The organism is Buttiauxella ferragutiae, from assembly GCF_022637515.1.
Classification (GTDB): domain Bacteria; phylum Pseudomonadota; class Gammaproteobacteria; order Enterobacterales; family Enterobacteriaceae; genus Buttiauxella; species Buttiauxella ferragutiae.
On the sequence record NZ_CP093332.1, the window covers coordinates 4,153,339 to 4,173,203 of the forward strand.

Here is a 19,865-nt window from a genome sequence, read left to right on the forward strand (position 1 = left end):
AGCATTAATCCTGTAAGCGGGCAATTTCTTCGCCAAATTCGCGGATATCTTCAAAGCTGCGATAAACCGAGGCAAAGCGGATATACGCCACTTTATCGAGTTTTTTAAGCTGCTCCATCACCAGATTACCAATCATTTTGCTTGGTACTTCTCGCTCGCCGGTTCCGCGCAACTGGGATTTAATATGGTTGACTGCCATTTCCACGTCGTCGGAACTGACCGGACGTTTCTCCAGCGCTTTTAGAATACCGCTTCGCAGCTTGTCTTCGTTAAATGGCTCGCGAACATCATTACTTTTTACCACGCGTGGCATCACAAGTTCTGCCACTTCAAACGTCGTGAAACGTTCATTACAAACCAGGCACTGACGGCGACGACGCACGGAAGACCCTTCGCCGACAAGCCGGGAATCAATCACTTTGGTGTCAACTGCGAAACAGAATGGGCAATGCATGGCGCGTCCTGAAGGATTATTCAAATGAACAATAGTTTACCGCGAAGTGGCAGGAGTACAAAGGCAACGCCGCCTCATCCCGCGAAATATGACTTTTCAATGGCGAACAGCTACGCTTAAATCAGGACAAAACCTTAAGGAAAAACTATTCATGACAAAGAGTTACCTAAGAATTATCCTGGTTACCAGCCTGGTGAGTCTCAGTGCTTGTGCCCAACAAACTGAAGTGCGCCAGATGAAGAGCGAAGTGGGTTCATTGAATAAAGAGATGACACAACTCACTGACCAAACCGTCAAACTTACGCAGCAAAATGCGCTGAATGCCAAATCAACAACCGGCGTCTATTTATTACCCGGTTCAAAAACGCCAGCGCGCCTGAATAGCCAAATAGGCAATTTGCAAATGTCACTGAGCAGCATCACCCAGGAAGCGAACGGTAGCCGCGTCATGCTGATTATCAAAGGTGAATCCAACGATCCGCTGCCTGCTTTCACCGGCAAAGTCGAATGGGGGCAGATTCAAGGCACCACGGATAACTACCAGGAAGTTAACGTGCAATCGCAGCAATTCAATGCACCTGCGAGTGTATTAGCCCCGAGTGATATCAGTATTCCGTTGCAGCTTTCCGGGCTTTCACCTAATCAACCAGGTTTTGTTCGTATTCATGATATTCAGCCTGTAGACCCTTCACAGGCATTGCCCGCGCAATAATAGCCACAACCCTCACGCTTGTGCCGTCTCTTAGTGACATCTCAGTGAGTTGGGAGACTATTCCGTTCACTCGGTGTTCAGTGTTTTATATAGCCACTGAACCGGTGAACGTCTTAGGGTGACCACCGTCGTCACCCTAAGAACCCAGACTCCCGGCAAATCAATCGCCGCAAGCGGTAAACACCGTTTTTCACCCAACATTCGCGGTCGTTCGCGACTCGTTCCCGACGATCGCTCACTCACGTGGTTCCCGACCACGTGACCCCGATTGAAGGGTGAAAAATGGCGCGATTGAAGCCGGAACCCAGGGTCAACGTCAAAGGCTAAAGACAGCACCGAGCCGGTTTTGACCTTGTTCCCGGTATAAATTGCCCCGGTGTTCCCCATAAATCAGGGTTGAGCTGCCGGAGCAGCGAAAGAGAGCGATCGTCAGACAAAAATGTCAGGAACATTTTTGAACAACGCTTGCGTTGGCCACGAAGTGGTTCGGCACAGGGATGTGCCGAATATAAGAGACAGGTCTTTGCGGGGGGTAACCCACAGTCACATCTACGATTTTTGTTACATCTACCTGGACGCTATGCGTTAAAAACCCTCTCATCACAGCATTAAATCTAGTGATCTTAATCACATAAACTTGTAACCAATTAGCTTCTGTTTGCTTAAATTGGCGATACAGGTAAAATCTCGCCCGTTTTTAATGTGCGCAAACGTGAACGCAATCGATTACGCATGCAGCGATAATGTGAAATGAAGCATATTTTTGTGAGCAGGGATTTCTATAATAGGCGCGTCAATAAGAAACCAGCTGAATGGTTGATGACTTTAGGTGATCACTCGCTCCCTGCCCTCACGGGAATCATGTAAAAAACAGTGGCATATAAAATGAAAAAAATTATTTTGGCGGCTAGCACCGTCCTGGCGCTTTCAAGTTCTTTCACGGCTCACGCCGAAGATACAAAAAATTCCGAATATGTTTCCGACTGGTGGCATCAAAGTGTCAACGTTGTGGGCAGCTACCACACCCGCTTTGGACCACAGATCACTAACGACGTGTATCTGGAATATGAAGCATTTGCCAAAAAAGATTGGTTAGATTTTTATGGCTACATTGATATTCCAAAAACTTTCGGTTGGGGTAACGGCAACGACAAAGGTATCTGGGACGACGGTTCACGTATGTTCATGGAGATCGAACCGCGCTTCTCTATTGATAAGCTGACCGGCACCAGCCTGGCATTTGGCCCATTCAAAGAGTGGTACATCGCCAACAACTATATCTATGATATGGGCGCGCACGGTAACGATGCCAGCAAACAAAACACCTGGTACATGGGTCTGGGCACCGATATCGACACCGGTCTGCCAATGAGCCTGTCTCTGAACGTGTATGCGAAATACCAGTGGCAGAACTATGGCGCATCCAACGAAAACCAGTGGGATGGCTACCGTTTTAAAGTGAAATACTTTGTACCGATTACCAGCCTGTGGGGTGGTAACCTGAGCTACATCGGCTTCACCAACTTTGACTGGGGTTCAGATCTGGGCGATGACAACTTCATCGACAATAACGGCAAACATGCGCGTACCAGCAACTCTATCGCTTCCAGCCATGTCCTGGCTCTAAACTACGATCACTGGCACTACTCAGTTGTTGCCCGTTACTGGCACAACGGTGGTCAGTGGGCAGATAACGCCAGCCTGAACTTCGGTGAAGGTGATTTCAACGTGCGCTCTACCGGTTGGGGTGGTTACTTAGTGGTTGGGTACAACTTCTGATAACCGTCTGAAGCTTTAGAAAAAGCCGATCTGCTCTTAGCCGATCGGCTTTTTTGTTTCCGGCAAACATCCTTCACTTTGCTGCAATTGGATAAAATGGGCCAATGAACGATCTGGCCGCTCTGAAAAGTATCGTCCTGTTGGATCTACCGATGCACAGCGATCGAGTCGAAAACTGCGGTAATCCTCACGCACTTCGCACCAGGCGACTAGCAGCCATACCTCGCCCCAAAATGTCAGCCCAAGTGGATGGACATTCCTGTTCGACGTTCGCCCCTTCTCATCTTCATAACAAACATGAAGCACCTGTAACTCCCCGATTGCACGATGAAAAATATCAAACCAGGTCTTAACCTGCGGGTATTTGTTAAAGTCTGGCGAAATGATGCGGCAACGCTCCGCAACAACTCGCCGCTGCGGCGTCAGTACCCCAAGCAACTTTTCCTCTGCTGTGCCCGCCGCTTGCGCAAGTGTTTCACCACTCCACGTTTGCACTAAACGTATCGCCGCAACTAACGCTTCCACTTCACCAGGGGTGAACATCAACGGCGGCAAATCGTAGCCGGGTAATAAGCGATAACCGCAGCCCGCTTCACCCTCAATGGGAACGCCAGACAGGGACAAATCACGAATATCACGGTAGATAGTACGCTCGGATACTTCGAGGCGTTCGGCAAGCAGAGCCGCCGTCGACAACCGACGTCCACGCAGAATTTGTACTATTTGAAAAAGGCGATCCGCTCTTCGGCTCATAGGTTTCTTTTGTGAACGATGTGATGCCTGCCAGCATAACCGGCAGGCGTTTTCTGTTCAGTATATCCGTACTCAAGACGGTTGATGTAAGCCAACCCGATTCCCTTCGCTGTCGGTGATGAGTGCAAAAGTACCAATGTCATCCGGTAATTCCTGCGGGCCGAACACACATTCGCCTCCGGCCTTGGCCACCCGTTCAAGCATGGCGCTTAAATCAGGCGCATGCAGGTAAACCACCGTGCCTTGCGCAGAAGGTTTAAACGCATCAGATTTTAGTAGTGCTCCACCGGGATTCGGCTTGGTATGTGGGAAGATGGCCATTTCCATTCCAGACATCGTTTCACGATGAAAATCAGTCGCGAAAACAGCCTCATAAAATGCTGTTGCACGTTCCAGATCCTGTACCGGGATTTCAAACCAATTGATGATAGTGCTCATGTTTAACTCCTCAATGATGATGTTCAACATTGAGTCTAACTAGCCCCTCCTGACAGCATACTGTCAGGAGACTTTTACTCAGACGAAAAAAAACCGCAGCACAATGGCTGCGGTTTTAGCTTCCAGCAAAACCCTAAAGGTTAAGGCAGAATCGATGGCTGATCCGCACCTTCTTTTTCCACTTTCTGCTGCAACATGTGCTCGCGCTTCATGCCCAGCTTCAACGCCAGCGCGGACGCGACGTAAATGGAAGAAACAGTACCGATAGAAACACCGATAAGCATCGTCAGGGAGAAGCCTTTCAGCATTGCCCCACCGAAGAGATACAGCATCAGAATCACGACTAAGGTAGTACCAGAAGTGATCAACGTACGATGCAGCGTCTGCGTCAAAGAAACGTTGAAGATTTCATACGGTGTACCGCGACGAATCTTACGGAAGTTCTCACGAATACGGTCCGATACCACGATACTGTCGTTCAGCGAGTAACCGATAACCGACATCAACGATGCGACGATAGTCAGGTCAATCTCAATGTGGAATAGCGACAGCACGCCCAGAGTGATAACGACGTCGTGCATCAACGCAATAACCACACCGGCGGCCAGACGCCACTCAAAACGGAAACCGACGTATACCAGAATGGAGATAAGCGCAGCTAACAACGCCAAAGCACCATTCTGAGCCAGATCCGCACCCACGCTTGGGCCAACGAACTCAATACGTTTTACACCGGCATTCTGACTGGTTGCTTCGTTAATGACCTTAACGACCTGGCTACCCAGCACCTGACCACCGGTTTCCCCTTGGGCAGGTGGCATGCGCACCATGATGTCACGGCTGCTACCAAAATTCTGAACCAACGGATCCTGGAATCCAGCTTTCTCCAGTGCACTACGCATCATGTCCAAATCGGCTGGTTTTTCCAGCGAGATTTCGATGACGGTACCGCCGGTGAAATCCAGACCCCAGTTAAAACCTTTCACCCCGATAATCACGACGGAAAGGATTAACAGGAATCCGGAAATACCGAAAGCCCAGAAATCCCAGCGCATAAAGTCATGGACTCTACGGCCGTAGTTTAATTGTTCAACAGTATATTCCTGTGCCACAACGCACTCCTCAGATAGACAGCTTGTTGATGCGTTTGCCGCCGTACAACAGGTTTACGATGGCACGGGTACCGACAATTGCGGTAAACATGGACGTCGCCACACCAATACCGGTCGTGATCGCAAAGCCTTTAATTGCCCCGGTGCCTACGGCATACAGGATGATGACCTTGATAAGCGTCGTGATGTTAGCATCGAAAATAGAGCTGAACGCGCCCTGATAACCTTCGTGGATAGCCTGTTGCACCGAACGCCCGTTACTAAGTTCTTCCTTAATACGTTCGTTTATCAGTACGTTAGCATCGACGGCTACCGCAAGGGTTAACACGATCCCCGCAATCCCCGGCATGGTCAACGTTGCCCCTGGAAGCAGGGACATAATCCCGACAATCATCACCAGGTTTACCAACAATGCGGAAGTCGCAATCAGACCAAACTTCTTATAGAAGAACAGCATAAAGATGATTGAAACTGCCAGACCTGCCAGACACGCTTCCAGACCTTGCTTGATGTTTTCCATACCAAGGGTTGGACCGATGGTACGTTCTTCAACAATTTGGATTGGTGCGATCAATGCACCCGCACGCAGCAGCAAAGAGAGCTGACGCGCTTCGTTCGGGTTGCTGATACCGGTGATACGGAAGCTGTTACCTAAGCGCGACTGAATGTTTGCCACGTTGATAACTTCTTCTTGTTTCGCCAGAATTGAACGACCAGTTGCATCTTTCTTACCGCTGTCTTTGTACTCCACAAACAGGGTTGCCATCGGTTTACCGATGTTGTCCTTGGTGAAGTTAGACATGATGTTACCGCCAGCACTATCCAGTGAAATATTCACCTGTGCCTGGTTGTATTCATCGGTGCTCGAAGTGGAGTCAGTGATATGGTCACCGGTCAGAATCACACGCTTGTACAGGACAACCGGTTGACCTTCACGGGTATTTTTCACTTCGGAGTCACCCGGCACGCGGCCAGAGGCAGCAGCGGTGGCATCCACGTTGGTGTTAACCAAACGGAACTCAAGTGTTGCTGTCGCGCCGAGAATTTCTTTCGCACGCGCAGTATCCTGAATACCAGGTAATTCAACCACGATACGATCTGCACCCTGGCGTTGTACCAGAGGTTCAGCCACACCCAGTTGGTTTACACGGTTACGCAGGATATTAATGTTCTGCTGAACAGCATACTCACGCGCTTCGCTCAGACGAGCGTCCGTCATTACAGCACGCAATGCGTTGCTGCCCTGAGCGGAAATCACCAGGTCACGATGGCGTGGAGATAAATAAGAGATAGCGTCATCACGCGTTTTGCTGTCACGGAAGACAACATCAGCACCATAGTTATCGGCTTTACGCACGTTGGTGTAAGCGATGCTCTTTTCGCGCAAGTCAGTACGCAGGTTATCAATGGTTTGTTCCTGCAACTTGCTCAGTGCGGTATCCATGTCGACTTCCATCAGGAAGTGCACGCCACCACGCAGATCAAGACCCAGTTTCATTGGTTCTGCGGAAATAGCGGATAACCAGCGAGGAGTAGCCGGAGCAAGGTTAAGTGCGACGACATATTTGTCGCCTAATACGCCCATCAGCGCTTCACGAGCGCGCAGCTGCGTATCAGTGGTGTCAAAGCGTGCAAGAATTGCACCCTCGGATAGCGCCACAGACTTAGCGGTGATTTTATCTGCTTTTAAGGTGTTCTGGACCTGGATCAGCGTTTGTTCACTGGCGGCGACGCCGCGCGCGCCAGTGATCTGAACTGCCGGATCCTCACCATATAGGTTGGGAAGTGCGTATAGCAGACCGACGATAAAGACGACGATCAGCATGATGTACTTCCACAAAGGATAGCGGTTTAGCACGGTAGTTCCCTTAGGGAAAAACGAAAATTACAGCGCCTTCATAGTGCCTTTCGGCAGAACGGCAGCTACGAAATCACGCTTGATAACCACTTCAGTGGTGTCGTTTAGCGCGATTGAGATATAGCCAGTTTCAGCTACTTTCACTACGCGACCAACCAGACCACCAGTAGTCAGCACTTCATCCCCTTTAGAGATAGAGTCCATCAACTTTTTATGCTCTTTGGTACGTTTTTGCTGTGGGCGCAGGATCATGAAATAGAAGATCAGACCAAATACCACCAGCATAAGAATCAAAGAGTACGGGCTACCTTGCGCCGGAGCACCTGTTGCAGCAACCGCATCAGAAATGATAAAGCTCATTCAAAATCCCTCATTATTAAATTAATCAACATTCAAAGGTGGAACTGGTTTACCGGTTCGCTCGTAAAAATCACTCACGAAGTGCTCTAATTTACCCTCTTCAATGGCCTTGCGTAAACCAGCCATTAAACGCTGGTAATAGCGCAGGTTATGAATCGTGTTGAGTCGTGCGCCGAGTATTTCGTTGCAACGGTCAAGATGATGCAAGTAGGCACGTGAATAATTGCGACATGTATAGCAATCACATTCAGAATCCAACGACGAAGTGTCATCTTTATGCTTCGCATTGCGGATTTTAACCACACCATCGGTGACAAAAAGGTGACCATTACGTGCATTGCGGGTTGGCATCACGCAGTCGAACATATCAATACCGCGACGAACACCTTCAACAAGGTCTTCCGGTTTCCCTACGCCCATCAAGTAACGAGGCTTATCTGCAGGGATTTGCGGGCAAACATGTTCCAGAATCCGGTGCATGTCTTCCTTCGGCTCACCTACAGCCAGGCCGCCGACAGCGTAGCCATCAAAGCCTATCTCTACCAGACCTTTTACCGAGATATCTCGTAAATCTTCGTAAACGCTACCCTGAATAATGCCGAACAGCGCATTTTTATTCTCAAGAGAATCAAAGCGATCGCGGCTACGCTGTGCCCAGCGCAGAGACATTTCCATGGAACGCTTCGCGTAATCCCAGTCAGCAGGATATGGCGTACATTCGTCGAAGATCATCACGATATCGGAACCGAGATCGTATTGAATTTCCATGGATTTTTCTGGATCGAGGAAAATCGCGTCGCCGTTAATTGGGTTGCGGAAATGCACACCGGCTTCGGTGATTTTACGGATATCGCCCAGGCTAAATACCTGGAAACCACCGGAGTCAGTCAGGATTGGACCTTTCCACTGCATGAAATCATGTAAGTCACCGTGCAACTTCATGATTTCCTGACCAGGACGCAGCCACAAGTGGAAGGTGTTGCCCAGAATAATCTGTGCGCCAGTGGCTTCAACTTCTTCTGGCGTCATCCCTTTTACGGTGCCATAAGTGCCAACAGGCATGAAAGCAGGCGTTTCTACAACGCCACGGTCAAAGACCAGGCGGCCACGACGAGCGCGTCCGTCGGTTGTATCTAATTCAAATTTCACATTTCCTCCAGCATCAGAGAAACAGTCTGATGGTTAAGACAAAACGTCGTCGGATTGACCGGCGACGTAGAATTGACTGATTAGGCGCCAGGGCGCTCATTTATCGCCTGCGGATTGTACGTGATGTACATGGCATCCCCGTAACTAAAAAATCGATATTCGGAGTTAACAGCGGCTTTATAGGCGTTCATGGTGTTTTTATAACCAGCAAACGCGGAAACCAGCATGATCAGAGTCGATTCCGGCAGGTGGAAGTTGGTCACCAGTGCATCAATCACTTTGTATTGATATCCTGGATAGATGAAGATTTGGGTATCACCGAAGAACGGTTCGATCAGGTCGTTTTTTGCGGCCTGCGCCGCACTTTCCAATGAGCGAACTGAAGTGGTTCCTACTGCGATAACGCGATTACCACGCGCTTTGCATGCTAGCACCGCGTCAACCACGTCCTGTGGCACTTCCGCATATTCGGAGTGCATGATGTGGTCTTCGATGCTATCCACGCGCACAGGCTGGAATGTTCCGGCTCCTACGTGCAACGTCACAAACGCCTGCTCAATGCCTTTATTGCGCAACGCTTCAAGCAATGGCTCGTCAAAGTGCAAGCCGGCAGTAGGCGCGGCAACCGCACCAGGTTTCTGGCTATAAACGGTTTGATACAGCTCGCGGTCAGAGTCTTCATCCGGGCGGTCGATGTACGGCGGCAGCGGCATATGGCCGATGCTGTTGAGAATATCAAGGACACTTCGCTCGTCTTCAAACTGCACTTCAAACAACGCATCGTGGCGCGCAACCATCGTGGCATGTACGCTTTCATCATCGCCCAGCAACAATTCAGCACCCGGTTTAGGGGCTTTAGAAGCACGGATATGCGCGAGGATACGTTTGTCGTCAAGCATACGTTCGACCAGCACTTCAATCTTGCCGCCGCTGGCTTTACGGCCAAAAAGGCGCGCCGGGATCACGCGGGTATTGTTAAAGACCAGCAGATCTCCGGGGTTGAGCTTATCGAGCAAATCGGTGAAAGTGCCATGCGTTAAATTACCCGAGGGCCCTTCCAGAGACAGCAAACGGCACCCACTGCGCTGTGCTTGTGGATAGTGGGCAATCAAGGATTCAGGTAATTCAAAGGAAAAATCGGCAACACGCATGGTTTAGAGCTCAAGACTTAAAAAGTGGCGCTACAGTCTAGTGCCAGGGGACACTCCCTGCAAGGAAAAGGACGCCCGTTAATGCTGAATCGACAATTAAGGTTACTATGAATTTTCTCGCCCATTTACATCTTGCAAGCCTTGCTGACAGCTCACTTCTGGGGAATTTGCTTGCCGATTTTGTCCGTGGCAACCCGAATGAAAGCTATCCGGGTGACGTCGTGGCGGGTATCCATATGCATCGCCGCGTCGATGTGCTGACCGATAGCTTGCCGGAGGTGGCGATTGCGCGACAATGGTTCCGCCCTGAAACTCGCCGTGTCGCCCCGATAACATTAGATGTGATGTGGGACCATTTCGTTTCACGCCACTGGCAGACACTCTGCCCAAACACGCCGCTGCCAGAATTTGTCGCTTACGCGCGTGCCAATATCGAACCCTTTTTAATCGATACCCCAGAACGCTTTATCAATCTTAATCACTATCTGTGGGACGAGCGCTGGCTCGAGCGTTATAGCGATATGGCATTTATTGCTAATGTTCTCAATGGGATGGCTACGCGTAGACCAAAACTCGATGCTTTGCGAGCTTCCTGGCAAGATCTTGATACCCATTACGCTGCGCTTGAAGAATTGTTCTGGCAGTTCTACCCACGCATGATGGTAATGGCAGAACAAAAAAGTTTGTAACCGATCTCAGCGTGGTTATTTACTTCTTGCCCTTTTATAAAAAAGGGCTACTTTGGATCGCTGCTGTGCGAATATTCATTTTTTGATAGGTAAATCCTATCTGATTAATCGGCACAGTATGCTTGAGTTAGAGGGATTGCCGCCCCTATACTCCCCCCCGTTGCGTTAACACTCACTTTAACAAAATTAACAGGAGTACATATGGTCCTGGTTACTCGTCCAGCCCCTGACTTTACAGCTGCAGCCGTACTCGGCAGTGGCGAAATCGTTGAAAACTTCAACTTCAAAGCACACACCAATGGTAAAACCACCGTTGTGTTCTTCTGGCCAATGGACTTCACTTTCGTATGCCCGTCTGAACTGATTGCGTTCGACAAACGTTACGAAGAATTCCAGAAACGTGGCGTAGAAGTCGTTGGTGTATCTTTTGACTCCGAGTTCGTTCACAACGCATGGCGTAAAACCCCTGTTGATAAAGGCGGCATCGGTGAAGTGAAATATGCGATGGTTGCTGACATTAAGCGTGAAATTCAGAAAGCTTATGGCATCGAACATCCAGACGCAGGCGTTGCTCTGCGCGGTTCTTTCCTGATCGACAAAGCCGGTATCGTGCGTCACCAGGTTGTTAACGACCTGCCGCTGGGCCGTAACGTTGATGAAATGCTGCGTATGGTTGATGCGCTGCAATTCCACGAAGAGCACGGCGAAGTGTGCCCAGCTCAGTGGGAAAAAGGTAAAGAAGGCATGAACGCGTCTCCAGACGGCGTTGCTAAATACCTGAGCGAAAACGTTTCTAGCCTGTAATTGCTAAACGTTTTTGACGAGAAAGGCCGCGCAAGCGGCCTTTTTTAGTTTCTAGAAAGCAAAACAAGAACAGCCCATCACGCCCCAGAATGCGCCTTCATCAGCAACAGGTATCGCTGATTTACGCGCCGTATCATGTTGATGACCATGCACATTACAGCTTCCGCAGCATTGGTGAACTTGCGCCATCATCCCCACTTTCCCAGCCTCTGGCGGTGCCGAACGGTAATGCCCAGGAACGTTCACCACAGGCGACCATTCGGGTAGCACTGGAATCGGTGGTGGAGCAAGCGCGGTAAAGGCACCTGCTGCATAAACCACTTTGCCATCCACCAGCGTTAACAGCGATTCAATGCCTTTGATTTCCTCTTCTGGCACCTTAAAGAAATCTTTTGAAAGCACGACTAAATCGGCAAGTTGCCCGGCTTTAATACGCCCTTTTTTACCCTGTTCACTGGAAAACCACGCGCTGCCAGCCGTCCATAGCTCAAGCGCCACATCACGCGAAAGCCGGTTATTGTCGTCATACATTTGCATCCCGCCTACCGTGCGCCCCGACACCAGCCAGTAAAGCGCCGTCCACGGATTATAACTGGCGACACGCGTCGCATCCGTCCCCAGCCCAACTGGTAATTCAGCGGCGAGCATTTTCGCGATAGGGGGCGTCTGTTTAACAGCTTCGGCACCATAACGTGCCGCGTAATATTCGCCCTGAAAAGCCATGCGATGCTGGACCGCGATACCGCCTCCCAACGCCTTAACGCGCTCAATATTCTTTTCACTGATGGTTTCGGCGTGGTCAAAAAGCCAGTGCAGGCCGTTAAACGGAATCTCACGATTCACCTTCTCAAACACCTCCAGCATACGGCTGATGGATTCGTTATAAGTCGCATGAAGACGGAATGGCCAACGATGTTCCACTAAATGGCGCACCACGCGTTCCAGCTCTTGCTCCATACCGTCTGGTAAATCCGGGCGCGGCTGCAAGAAATCTTCAAAATCAGCGGCTGAAAACACCAACATTTCCCCGGCACCATTGGCACGATAGAAATCAGTGCCCTGCCCCGGTTTCAGCATATCGGTCCATTTTTCAAAATCTTCCAGCTCATGCTGCGGACGCTGGGTAAACAGGTTGTAGGCAATACGCACCGTCATCTGTTTTTGCGCGTGGAGTTGGTCAATGATTTGATAATCTTCGGGATAGTTTTGGAACCCGCCACCGGCATCAATCGCGCTGGTAATCCCTAATCGGTTAAGCTCACGCATAAACTGGCGCGTCGAATTGACCTGTAAATCGAGCGGTAATTTCGGCCCTTTCGCCAGCGTCGAGTACAGAATCATGGCATTCGGTTTGGCGATAAGCATGCCGGTTGGATTGCCATTTCGGTCACGCATAATCTCGCCACCCGCTGGATTGGGCGTGTCTTTGGTGTAACCCACCGCTTTTAGTGCCGCCTGGTTTAACAATGCGCGATCGTAGAGATGCAACACAAAAACCGGCGTATCCGGTGCCGCCTCGTTGAGTTCTTCAAGCGTTGGCATACGGCGCTCGGCAAACTGAAATTCCGTCCACCCCCCGACCACGCGCACCCATTGTGGCGACGGCGTGCGTAATGCCTGCTCTTTGAGCATACGCAAGGCATCGGCCAGAGAAGGCACACCTTCCCAACGCAGCTCCAGGTTGTAGTTCAAGCCGCCACGAATCAAATGCAGATGTGAGTCGTTCAGGCCTGGAATCACCGTATAACCTTTGAGATCAACACGCTGCGTTTCTTCATTGGCAAAACTCATCACCCAGGATTCGCTGCCCACGGCAACAATTTTACCGTCTTTGATCGCCACGGCTTCGGCGAGCGGCGTTTCGCTGTCGAGAGTGTGAAACTGACCGTTAGTGAGAATGAGTGAGGCAATTTGCGACATAACCCGTACTCCTCAGTAAAACGTTATTTTTTCAGCCAACCGGCAAACAGCCGCGTCATGACTGGCATCCACAGCCACACCACCAGTGCGACAACCAGCGCATCATTGATGAGGTGCAACAAAAGCGAGCCGTGCAGCGAAGGAAAAAGCATCGCGGTAACACGCGGCACGACGTTGGTGCTCGGGAAAATGACCGCCAGGGTGATCAGGAATTGCTTCCATTGCGCGGGGCGTTTCAGCGCTGGGGTTTCCGGGGTAAACCAGAAGGCATTTTCGGTGCGAACTTCCAGATGATCGTCAAGGCGCAGCGCGGGTTTTATCTCCTCAACCAGCGTTTCTCGCTCAGCCGATTTAGTCCAGGCGGTGAGATTCTCCAGGGTGTCGAAACGAATCACGATGTTGTAAACATCGTTTCCGGTGGTGGGGCGAATAACGTGCACGCCAAGATGCCCAGGATAACGCGCAGCGGCTGGCATGATTTTCGCCAGCCATTGCTCATAATGCGCAGCCTGGCCTGATTTAAGAGCGTGGGTTATCACCAGCGTGACAGTATTGTTGTCAGCCATAGGCTATTCCTGATGCAAAACAAGCAAAAGGCAGGAGGCTTCCTGCGGCGATAAATCAGGCTTTCCGTTCTGGCGCGCCATGGACCATGGTGTAAGCATAATCGACGCCTATGCCATAGGCACCGCTGTGCTCGCGCACCAGATCCATCACCGCATCGTAAGTGTCGCGGCGCGCCCAGTCGCGTTGGTATTCGAGCAACACCTGCTGCCAGGTCACCGGAACGGCCCCGGCCTGTACCATGCGGTCAATTGAGCGTTCGTGAGCATCGACCGACGTGCCGCCCGAAGTATCAGTCACAACATAAACTTCAAAGCCTTCGTCGAGCGCCATCAAGGCAGGAAACGTCAGGCACACTTCGGTCCACAAAGCAGAAATAATCAGTTTCTTGCGGCCGGTCGCTTTCACCGCCGCAACAAAAGCCGCATCTTCCCAGGAGTTCATTGAAGAGCGTTCGATAGGCGTAATTTCTGGGTGTATCGCCAGCAATTCAGGCCAGATATATCCACTGAAACTCTTCGTTTCTACCGAGGTAAAAATAGTCGGAACGTTAAAGATCTTTCCGGCCTTAGCTAGCGCAACGGTGTTATTTTTCAGCGTCTGGCGGTCGATATTCGCCACGCCAAAAGACATTTGAGGCTGGTGATCGATAAAGATCAGGGTGGAATTGGTGGGGTCGATCAGTTCACGTATAGACATAAATTTTCCTTAAATTTCATCTGAATGATTAAGGAAGCGGCACAAGGTACAGCCTCCCAAATGGTATGAGATCTGGAAATGTCTAACTTAAGCAGAGGTTATTGATGAGAGGGAAAAGTAAGGATAGCACCGGTATTCCCCTTTGCCTGGCAAAAGGGAAACCGGTTGCAGGACTAGAGACTATGCCACAATGAAACGGAGACCGCAGGTAGCGACAGTGCGCAATTTTCTAACGTCGCCTCACCTTCAAGCTGTGTCCACGCTTTGCCGTGCAACAGCGGGTTCCACGGCAGCGTTCTCAGTGTTTCATCACCACGGTTAATCGCCACCAGCACACGTTCGTTTTGCCAGACACGAACGAATACCACCACGTCGCCCTCGGCGTAAATTACCTGGCAACCGCCGTGGCGCAAGGCGCGGCTTTTGTGGCGTAATTTTCCGAGCCGTTGATAAAGTGCCAGCAGCCCCAGATCTTGTTGATCCGGATTCCATGGGAAAGGTTTACGGCAAAACGGATCGTTATTGCCATCTAAACCCACTTCATCACCATAGTAGACGCAAGGCACGCCGGGCCAGCAATACAGCCACACGACGGCCAGAGGTAAGCGTGCCGCATCCTTGCCAAGGATCGACTTGAAGCGTGCGGTGTCGTGGCTGTCGAGCTGGTTAAACATGCGCAGTTGCTGCTGATGAGAAAGCCCCGCACGATATTCATCCATCCACGGCATACAGGTTTGTGCGTCGATATGTTGCGGATCATAGGAAATATCGGTGTTGGCAAGAAATCCCCACAGCGGGAAGGTGAAACCGCGATAGTTCATCGCCGCATCTTCGGCATCTGTCTGCAACCACTGGCGGGCGTCGCCAAAATGTTCACCCAAAATATAGGCATCAGATTTGGTTTCTTTCGCCGCTTTGGTGATACCGGAAACGTGCAGCAGGTTGTTTTTCGCGCCACCCTCTTCGCCTAGCATATGCACCACATCCAACCGCCAGCCGTCTATGCCCCACGGTTCACGCAACCAATGGCGCACCACGCTTTCGTCGCCCTGGTAAATCTCGTCAACCAGGTTGGAGGAGTGGTAATCCAGCTTTGGCAAACTGGAATAGCCGAGCCAGTCGAGTGCTTGCCCCTCCTGGTTATAGCTGTAAAAATCGCGCCAGGGTGATTGCGGGTTGTGGCTCGCACCGCTGCCGTGTGTTTGCTGGCGGTCAAACCATTGGTGAGTATCGCCGCTGTGGTTAAACACACCGTCGAGCATCAGGCGCATACCGTAACGCTGAGTGTTTTTACGCAACCGCAAATAGGCGTGATCGCCACCAAACTGCACGTCGACGTGGCGATAATCCTGAGTATCGTATTTATGGACGCTCGGCGCGGTAAAAATCGGGTTGAGATACAGCGCAGTGACACCCAGCTTCTTCAGATACGAAAGATTTTCACTGATACCGTCAAGATCGCCGCCATAGAAGGTCGATCCGCCTGCGTCCGCTATCAGCGGCTCATCCCAGTCACGCAAGATAATGTCGCGCTTTGCGGCGTGGTGATAATAGATCCGATCCTGTTCCGGAGTACGTTGTTCACTGCGGGCAAAACGATCGGGGAAAATCTGGTAGAAGATCTGATCCTGTACCCATTGTGGGCCATCGTCAGGCAGATCGACCGCAAACTGCTCAAGACGTGCCGGCGGGATCGACCCGATACCTTGTGGCGTTAACCAGCGCTGTTTATCCAGCCACAACATTTTAAAACTGTAGCGGCGTCGCGGTTGCCCTTCCGATAAATCAATCACTCCGCGCCAGGCGACAATACCTTCAGCGGGTGCGGCTTTCTGGCGAGTCATCTGTACCGAGGTTTCTTCGTTATCCTTTTCATAACGGAGTACCACGCGGTGCGGCAAATCATCACCAGAAACCCACAAACTGATGTACAGCTTGTCTTTACGTGTCTGAATAAAAGGGGGCACCGGAAGGTGCCAGGCATTAAACATAATCGCTTTCCCAGAGAATAAATTGACGCCACCTTGCCACAGCGTAAGCGCTTATCACTCATCATTACTATTTTTATTGGGGGAGGAAAGCGGGGGCGGAGAAATAGCGTCGGTTGCTTAATAAGTTAGCGATACCTATAGTGAGAATATTCTTACTCCATCTGCCCTGCATCAAGGAGCTCGCCATGACTATTGCCCGTAGCCTTTCCTTGCTTCTGTTCGTATTCTACTCCGCCAACACGCTGGCTGCCTCGCCTTATGAATCGCTGCAATTTGGGAAGTATAAACAACAGATTACTGCGGATTTAAAAAAGACCTGCCATCCACAAAAGAAAATGACGGATGAAGCCTGGGGGAACAAAATTCTCGCCAACGAAGATAACAAAATGTATATCCGCGACGCGAGAATTGCGCTTGAACGCAACAACGAGAAAAACTACTGGGAAGCAATAAGTAAAGTAGAGTGCCCGGAAATGTAAGTTATAGGGTGGATTTTGCTAACGCTAGTCCACCCTGTAAGACGCTTACGAGTTTGTGGCGAGTATTTGACGACGTTTAAACATCCAGCCAACCAGCAGCAACACAATCCACACGCAGCCGACATACAGCGAGATGCGCGTGTCAGGATGCCAGCCAATCAGCGCGATAATAAACACCAGGAACACCAGGCCCACAATGGTGGTTACCACGCCGCCCGGTACCGGGAATTTGAGCGCCTTAGTTTCTTCAGGGGATAGCTTGCGACGGAACGCGATCTGCGACAGCAGGATCATTATCCAAACCCACACCGTGGCAAAGGTCGCCAGCGAAGCAATCACCAGGAAAACGTTTTCTGGAATCAGGTAGTTGAGCACCACCGCCAGTAACAGTGCGCAGCACATGACCAACACAGTGACCCACGGAATACCGTTGCGTGATGTTTTGGCGAACACTTTCGGGGCGCTGCCCTGCTCTGCCATACCGTGCAACATGCGGCCGACACCGAAGACATCACTGTTAATGGCTGAAAGCGATGCGGTGATCACCACGAAGTTAAGAATCCCTGCCGCAGCCGTAATCCCCATATGCTGGAACGTCAATACAAACGGGCTGCCTTCTGTCCCCACCTGGTTCCACGGATAGATAGACATGATGACAAACAGCGTGCCCACATAGAACACCAGGATACGTAGCGGAACAGAGTTGATGGCGCGAGGAATCGACTTCTGCGGGTCTTTCGCTTCACCTGCAGTGATACCGATAATTTCAATCCCGCCGTAAGCAAACATCACCATCTGCAACGACATAATCATGCCTATCCAGCCATTGCTGAAGAAGCCGCCATTGCTCCACAAATTATGGATACCCGTTGGCTGACCACCGTTACCAATACCCCAAACGATGATGCCAATACCGGCAGCAATCATGATGATGATGGTCGCGACTTTGAAGAAAGAGAACCAAAATTCCAGCTCGCCAAACACTTTGACGCTCATCAGGTTAATGGCGCAGATAATTAGCACTACGCTCAATACCCAGACCCAATGTGGTACCGCCGGGAACCACAGCCCCATATAGATACCAAATGCGGTGACGTCGGCAATTGCGACAATCAGGATCTCAAAACAGTAAGTCCAGCCGGTGATGTAACCTGCCAGCGGGCCGAGGTTATCTTGCGCATAGCGTGAAAATGAACTGGCGGAAGGGTTATGAACCGACATCTCGCCAAGGGCGCGCATAATGATGTAAGCCGCCACCCCACCGATGATGTAGGCCAACAACACACTTGGCCCTGCCATTTTGATAGCGTCTGCCGAGCCATAAAACAGCCCGGTGCCAATTGCCGAACCCAACGCCATAAAGCGTATGTGCCGGGTACTCAAGCCGCGCTTGAGCTTATTAGCGTTTTCCATTAATTCCAACCCTGCTTAACAATAAAAAAAACCACGGAGCAAAGCCCCGTGGTTGTACAAAATTATAATTTTTAGTGGGCGGCGGAGGCCACCTGTCGACCTGCGGCGCGGTCCCATACGATGGTAATCACCACCATGATAATGGTCGGAAGCAACCATGCCAGGCCTTGTTCGGACAGCGGCAAGTGGGAAGTCCACGCGGGCAAAATGTCGCTGATTGCCGAAGCTTTAATCCCATCCATGATGCCAAACAAGGTGCTGATGACCATCGCTGGCGCAATCACGCGGGTTGAGTTATGCCACCACGGACGGGTGAAACTCAGCACCACCAGCGCAATACACGGCGGGTAAATCGCCGTCAGCACCGGAATTGAAACCTGAATCAGATGACTCAACCCGAGGTTAGAAACCACCATCGAGAACAAGCCAAGAATAAACACCAGCGAACGGTAAGACAGTGGCAGATACTGGCTGAAGAACTCAGCACACGCACAAGTCAGGCCAACTGCCGTGACCATGCAGGCAAGGAAAATCAGCGCGGCGAGGAAGAAGCTACCAGCACTACCGAAGGTATGAGCCACATAGGCATGCAGAATCGCAGCACCGTTGGCATTTTGGTCAGCGACCAGCGTAGCGCTATCAGAACCCAGGCGGAACAGCGCAAGGTAAATCAGCGTTAAGCCAACACCAGCAATCAGGCCAGCCAAAATGGTATAGCGTGTCAGCAAGCGGGATTCAGTCACGCCACGGGAACGTGCCGCGTTAACAATCACAATCCCGAACACCAGCGACGCCAGGGTATCCATCGTCAGATAGCCATTCACAAAACCATTAGCAAACGCCGCATTCTGATACGCCTCAGTCGCAGTGCTGATACCGCCTGCTGGCCACAGCATTGCACCCGCCGCCAGCGCCAGAAGCGCAACGATTTTCACCGGAGCCAGCACGTGGCCAACGGTGTCCAGCAATTTACCTGGGTACAGTGAAATTCCGATAACAATCGCGAAGTAAACCAAGCTGTAGATAAACAGTGGCAGTTCACCCGAACCCACCAGTGGTGCAATCCCGACTTCGAAGGAAACAGTAGCCGTACGCGGGGTGGCAAACAATGGGCCAACCGCCAGGTAACAAATAGTCGCTAACAGCACACCGGCACGACGGCCAATCGGTGAGCTCAGGCTATCAATACCCCCACCGACACGAGCAATCGCGACGATAGTTAAAACGGGCAGACCAACCGCGGTCACCAGGAAGCCAAGTGAGGCAATCCAGACGTGTTCGCCAGCTTGTAACCCCACCATTGGTGGAAAAATGATATTGCCTGCGCCGACAAACAGCGCAAAGGTCATAAAGCCTAGCGCGAGGATGTCTCGAGATTTCAGATGATGGGTCATAAAATTTTGGCAGCCTGTGGATGTGTGGTGTTGTAAGTATTCAAATTTTTATGCGTGTATTTGCCAATCCTTAGACAGTCATACATCGGCATAAAAGCGGTGATTGGCAGTAACGACAGCGGAAAATCCTTTCCGGGATCGGTGGC

Annotated in this window: 19 protein-coding genes; 5 read left to right on the forward strand and 14 right to left on the reverse strand. The window is 50.9% G+C overall.

Translation table 11 applies throughout. The features are described 5' to 3' along the window. Nucleotides 1–4: 4 nt before the first annotated feature. Complete coding sequence (gene nrdR / locus MNO13_RS19140) at nucleotides 5–454, reverse strand: transcriptional regulator NrdR (RefSeq protein ID WP_064549177.1); 450 nt, start codon at nucleotides 452–454, stop codon at nucleotides 5–7. A 151-nt stretch (nucleotides 455–605) separates the two neighbouring features. On the opposite strand from nrdR, the gene MNO13_RS19145 reads away from it, so the two are divergent. Together MNO13_RS19145 and MNO13_RS19150 are read left to right on the forward strand one after the other, a co-directional pair. After that, entirely contained in the window at nucleotides 606–1,166 is a 561-nt protein-coding gene (locus MNO13_RS19145; protein ID WP_133522327.1) for a SadB/YajI family lipoprotein, read from the forward strand. A gap of 885 nt (nucleotides 1,167–2,051) precedes the next feature. Next, nucleotides 2,052–2,945 carry a nucleoside-specific channel-forming protein Tsx gene (locus MNO13_RS19150; RefSeq protein ID WP_064549181.1) on the forward strand — a complete coding sequence of 298 codons (894 nt, stop codon included), beginning with the start codon at nucleotides 2,052–2,054 and terminating at the stop codon, nucleotides 2,943–2,945. A gap of 36 nt (nucleotides 2,946–2,981) precedes the next feature. On the opposite strand, the gene MNO13_RS19155 is transcribed toward MNO13_RS19150, so the two are convergent. The 7 genes from MNO13_RS19155 to queA form a co-directional block, all read right to left on the reverse strand. Beyond that, nucleotides 2,982–3,698, reverse strand: a complete 717-nt coding sequence (locus MNO13_RS19155; RefSeq protein ID WP_241939148.1) for a helix-turn-helix transcriptional regulator — start codon at nucleotides 3,696–3,698, stop codon at nucleotides 2,982–2,984. Nucleotides 3,699–3,770: 72 nt separating this feature from the next. Beyond that, nucleotides 3,771–4,136: a VOC family protein gene (locus tag MNO13_RS19160; RefSeq protein ID WP_064549342.1), complete on the reverse strand. Its 366-nt coding sequence runs from the start codon at nucleotides 4,134–4,136 to the stop codon at nucleotides 3,771–3,773. 140 nt (nucleotides 4,137–4,276) lie between these two features. Beyond that, complete coding sequence (secF, locus tag MNO13_RS19165; protein WP_064549185.1) at nucleotides 4,277–5,248, reverse strand: protein translocase subunit SecF; 972 nt, start codon at nucleotides 5,246–5,248, stop codon at nucleotides 4,277–4,279. Between the two features lie 10 nt (nucleotides 5,249–5,258). Continuing rightward, on the reverse strand, nucleotides 5,259–7,106 hold the full coding sequence (gene secD, locus MNO13_RS19170) for a protein translocase subunit SecD (protein WP_074388604.1): 1,848 nt from the start codon (nucleotides 7,104–7,106) through the stop codon (nucleotides 5,259–5,261). Nucleotides 7,107–7,133: 27 nt separating this feature from the next. Further along, nucleotides 7,134–7,466 (reverse strand): preprotein translocase subunit YajC, encoded by a 333-nt coding sequence (yajC, locus tag MNO13_RS19175; RefSeq protein WP_034457929.1) that lies wholly within the window; start codon nucleotides 7,464–7,466, stop codon nucleotides 7,134–7,136. A 21-nt stretch (nucleotides 7,467–7,487) separates the two neighbouring features. After that, a complete protein-coding gene (gene tgt, locus MNO13_RS19180; RefSeq protein WP_241939149.1) occupies nucleotides 7,488–8,615 on the reverse strand; it encodes a tRNA guanosine(34) transglycosylase Tgt in 1,128 nt (375 codons plus the stop codon). 80 nt (nucleotides 8,616–8,695) lie between these two features. Then, a complete protein-coding gene (gene queA / locus MNO13_RS19185) occupies nucleotides 8,696–9,766 on the reverse strand; it encodes a tRNA preQ1(34) S-adenosylmethionine ribosyltransferase-isomerase QueA (RefSeq protein ID WP_064549191.1) in 1,071 nt (356 codons plus the stop codon). A gap of 107 nt (nucleotides 9,767–9,873) precedes the next feature. Between queA and acpH the strand changes: the two genes are divergently transcribed. Further along, complete coding sequence (gene acpH / locus MNO13_RS19190; RefSeq protein WP_064549193.1) at nucleotides 9,874–10,455, forward strand: ACP phosphodiesterase; 582 nt, start codon at nucleotides 9,874–9,876, stop codon at nucleotides 10,453–10,455. A 201-nt stretch (nucleotides 10,456–10,656) separates the two neighbouring features. Next, a complete protein-coding gene (locus tag MNO13_RS19195; RefSeq protein WP_064549195.1) occupies nucleotides 10,657–11,259 on the forward strand; it encodes a peroxiredoxin C in 603 nt (200 codons plus the stop codon). Between the two features lie 51 nt (nucleotides 11,260–11,310). On the opposite strand, the gene MNO13_RS19200 is transcribed toward MNO13_RS19195, so the two are convergent. The 4 genes from MNO13_RS19200 to malZ form a co-directional block, all read right to left on the reverse strand. Continuing rightward, nucleotides 11,311–13,179 carry an amidohydrolase gene (locus tag MNO13_RS19200; RefSeq protein WP_237930010.1) on the reverse strand — a complete coding sequence of 623 codons (1,869 nt, stop codon included), beginning with the start codon at nucleotides 13,177–13,179 and terminating at the stop codon, nucleotides 11,311–11,313. Nucleotides 13,180–13,202: 23 nt separating this feature from the next. Then, nucleotides 13,203–13,745: an antibiotic biosynthesis monooxygenase gene (locus MNO13_RS19205; protein ID WP_121814233.1), complete on the reverse strand. Its 543-nt coding sequence runs from the start codon at nucleotides 13,743–13,745 to the stop codon at nucleotides 13,203–13,205. A 55-nt stretch (nucleotides 13,746–13,800) separates the two neighbouring features. Next, complete coding sequence (locus MNO13_RS19210) at nucleotides 13,801–14,442, reverse strand: hydrolase (RefSeq protein WP_121814234.1); 642 nt, start codon at nucleotides 14,440–14,442, stop codon at nucleotides 13,801–13,803. 173 nt (nucleotides 14,443–14,615) lie between these two features. Further along, complete coding sequence (gene malZ / locus MNO13_RS19215; protein WP_241939150.1) at nucleotides 14,616–16,433, reverse strand: maltodextrin glucosidase; 1,818 nt, start codon at nucleotides 16,431–16,433, stop codon at nucleotides 14,616–14,618. Between the two features lie 185 nt (nucleotides 16,434–16,618). Here malZ and MNO13_RS19220 point away from each other — a divergent pair, with 185 nt between their 5' ends. After that, entirely contained in the window at nucleotides 16,619–16,912 is a 294-nt protein-coding gene (locus MNO13_RS19220; protein WP_064549205.1) for a YicS family protein, read from the forward strand. A gap of 45 nt (nucleotides 16,913–16,957) precedes the next feature. Here the strand turns inward: MNO13_RS19220 and proY are convergent, their stop codons facing one another. Next, a complete protein-coding gene (proY, locus tag MNO13_RS19225) occupies nucleotides 16,958–18,325 on the reverse strand; it encodes a proline-specific permease ProY (protein WP_064549207.1) in 1,368 nt (455 codons plus the stop codon). Nucleotides 18,326–18,396: 71 nt separating this feature from the next. After that, nucleotides 18,397–19,719, reverse strand: a complete 1,323-nt coding sequence (brnQ, locus tag MNO13_RS19230) for a branched-chain amino acid transporter carrier protein BrnQ (RefSeq protein ID WP_064549209.1) — start codon at nucleotides 19,717–19,719, stop codon at nucleotides 18,397–18,399. Nucleotides 19,720–19,865: the final 146 nt, after the last annotated feature.